Annotated in this window: 3 protein-coding genes and 1 pseudogene; 1 reads left to right on the top strand and 3 read right to left on the bottom strand. The window is 43.7% G+C overall.

Annotation, left to right across the window (positions count from 1 at the left end):
• Positions 1 to 583: pseudogene (locus H6S82_RS26525) on the top strand (hypothetical protein); the annotation flags it as partial.
• A gap of 88 nt (positions 584 to 671) precedes the next feature.
• Here the strand turns inward: H6S82_RS26525 and H6S82_RS33750 are convergent.
• The 3 genes from H6S82_RS33750 to hpnH form a co-directional block, all read right to left on the bottom strand.
• Positions 672 to 857 (bottom strand): CopG family antitoxin, encoded by a 186-nt coding sequence (locus tag H6S82_RS33750; RefSeq protein ID WP_190469150.1) that lies wholly within the window; start codon positions 855 to 857, stop codon positions 672 to 674.
• A 36-nt stretch (positions 858 to 893) separates the two neighbouring features.
• Positions 894 to 2,030: a glycosyltransferase gene (locus H6S82_RS26535; protein ID WP_190469051.1), complete on the bottom strand. Its 1,137-nt coding sequence runs from the start codon at positions 2,028 to 2,030 to the stop codon at positions 894 to 896.
• Positions 2,031 to 2,208: 178 nt separating this feature from the next.
• Positions 2,209 to 3,014: adenosyl-hopene transferase HpnH (gene hpnH, locus H6S82_RS26540; protein ID WP_191056979.1), on the bottom strand; the 806-nt coding region annotated here is incomplete at its 5' end.

Genomic DNA, 3,014 nt, shown 5'->3' on the forward strand with positions numbered 1-3,014 from the left:
TCGAGAACTTTTAGCTGCCGTCAAAGAACTTGGCTTTGAAAGTGTCACTTTCGCTTATCCAAAAACTTCATCGGGTGCGACTACATCCCTCAGTTTTTCTGAGACTTCGCTACTAATTGACTACACCCCAGACGAGTTAATCGCCGCACTGGAAACTGTGAAATCGCTTAAAGGAGAATTTGGCATTCTCAATCCGGGTGAATCTTTAACAGAACTGGTGCGTTTTCTCAAACAAGAGAAGCAGATGTATCCCTGTTATGGTGGATACAAATATTTTTATTTGGATTACAATTTCGATGTGTACAGGTGCGATCGCTGGCCAACAAAGATGAGTTCGATTTTTGATTTCCGCGACCAACCTTTTATCCGCGATAACTGCACCCAATGTATGAGCCAATGCTATCGAGATTCTAGCGTTTTATTGCACACTTCGGTGTCGGTTGGCGATGCGATCGGACATTTGCGGGAAGGTAAGATTTTAAGTGCTGTACAAGATATAGCGAAACCGAGCAATTTCTCTTCCTTGAAAACTTTGATTGAGGATTGGGGTACGCTTAAGAAGCTGGCAAAAATTGAGAAATGAAATAATAGGCGATCGTTTCCTTCTAAAGCCATTGCATCCTGTTTGTGAGGAGGTAATGTTTTTAGAGGGTGCGAGCCCTTATTCAGCGCTACGCTGCTTGTCTGAGCGTTTCTCTAAGCACCTCATTCACTAACTGGTTAAGCGCTACTCCTTGCTGTTGAGCTTTTTGAGATAGAATTTGCATCAAATCCTCATCGATTTCAACTTCAAAATGTCGCCTTTTTAACTCTGTTTCCACAGTTACAGTCTCAAAGCTATTAACTGCCGAACAAATATTTCAAGCCCCCCAAGTTTGGGGGGCTATCCAAGCCTAATCAGTCAGTATTCCACCAGATTGAATTCGCAATCGTCGTCCGCGCCAATATACGCTTTGTCCGAAAGCACCACCTACCCAAATAACAAAATTCATCAAATCGCGAATAGGTAGCGCCCAAAGCCACCACAAAAGTTGCGGACGACCCATACTATAAATAGCTGTTAGCGCTTGCACAAATCTGAACGCAAACGTGACAATACTTACAATTATTGCCCAACTTTGAAAACCCGATAGCAACAGTAAAGCAATACAGTAAATTGTGCCGTAAGATAATCCCATACCGTAATAGTCAGGGCCACGGTTGATCCGAATTGTTCTCGCCCAACGCAATTCCCGCAGAAAAACTTGCTTGACTGTTTCGCGCCCGCAATCATTATCGAGGATATATTTGGAGAGTTCGACTCGATAGCCTACTTCGGTTGCCATTTTACCGATATGATAATCCGAACCGATGCGATTGACTACTTTTTGTAAGCCGCCGAATTTTTCTAGAACAGATTTGCGGGTGGCAATAGTTGGGCCAAGAGAAAATTTTAAACCACCATCCAAACTTCGCGCTACTAACACGCTGGGGATGAAGTCGGTACACCTCCCCAAAGAGGCCAAAGCTGCACCGAGAAATTTGGGAGCGCGATCGCAATATCCGCAAGTTACCACGCCGATCGCCGGATCTGCAAGCGGGGAAGTCACATGGCGGAGATAATCTGGGGTAACGCGAATATCGCTATCGGCAAAAATGACGATTTCGTTGTTTGCTTTTTCCAGTAAGTGCCACAAATTGCTGATTTGATGATTAATTCCACGCGCTTCTAAGCCGTAAAATAGTTTAGCGCGATCGGGAAATTTTGCTACCACTTCTTTTAATACTGGTATCGCCGGATCTGACGGACTCATCACACCGAACAGCACTTCGTATTCTTCGTAATCTTGGGTGCAAAAAGATGTCCAGTTTTCTGTTGCGCCTTCATCTACTCCGCAAACTGGAATTAAAATTGATACTGCTGGGAGATCGGCAGCAGTTTCTCCCTTACCATCATAGAAAAAGCGAATGGTGCAGAAAGCGCAAACCGCGTAAAAAATCAGCGATATCGCGATAAGAAACAAGAAAATTAGTTCTACAGCAATAATCATTTATAAGAATCTCAGAGTGTAAATTTTTACTTGGTAATTCCACATGAAAAATTTCAAATTTCAAATTCTAGATTTAGATTTGAAATTTGAAATCTTCAATCAGGATAATAAACCGGGTTTCTTTCGCTTAAAGCAACGAATATCGACTTTTACAGCCAAAGAAACCCGGTTTCTGGGATTAACTAACCATTCCGAATACACTGCCGATCGCACGCACCACATTACTCGGCTGCATCGCATCCGTTGCTGCTGTCGGTTCGTAGCCGCAATGTACCATACAATCCGCACATTTGGGATTGCCGCTATGGCGACCGTAGTTATTCCAGTCTGTATTTTCCAGCAATTCTTGGAAGCTGGAATAATGACCTTCATTGAGAAGATAGCAGGGTTTTTGCCATCCTAAAACGCTGTAGCTGGGACTTCCCCAAGGGGTACAATCGTAATCTTTTTCGCCGATGAGAAAATCCAAAAACAGGGGGTTGTGGTTGAAGTTCCAATTTTTCTTTCCGGCTTTGTAAGGCGCTAAAATTTCTCGGAATAAGGCTTTTGTCTGTTCTCGTTTGAGAAAATGTTCTCGATCGGGTGCCCATTCATAACTGTAGCCGGGAGAAATCATCATCCCATCAATATCTAATGTGGCGAGAAAATCAAAGAAATCTTGCATTTCTTTGGGGTCTGTGCCGTCAAACACGGTAGTATTGGTGGTGACGCGAAATCCTTTGGCTTTGGCGGCGCGAATCGCTTTCACGGCAGTATCGAAAACCCCTTTGCGATCGACACATTTGTCGTGCAGTTCTCGCAATCCATCCAGGTGTACGCTGAATGTGAGATAAGGCGAAGGTTCAAATTTATCCAGGCTTTTTTCTAGCAACAAGCCATTCGTACACAGATAAACAAACTTTTTCCGCTCTACCAAACCCTTGACAATTTCATCAATTTGTGGATGAAGCAGCGGTTCTCCCCCAGGAATGGAGACGATCGGTG

The organism is Planktothrix sp. FACHB-1355 (assembly GCF_014748295.1).
Classification (GTDB): Bacteria; Cyanobacteriota; Cyanobacteriia; order Cyanobacteriales; family Aerosakkonemataceae; genus Aerosakkonema; species Aerosakkonema funiforme_A.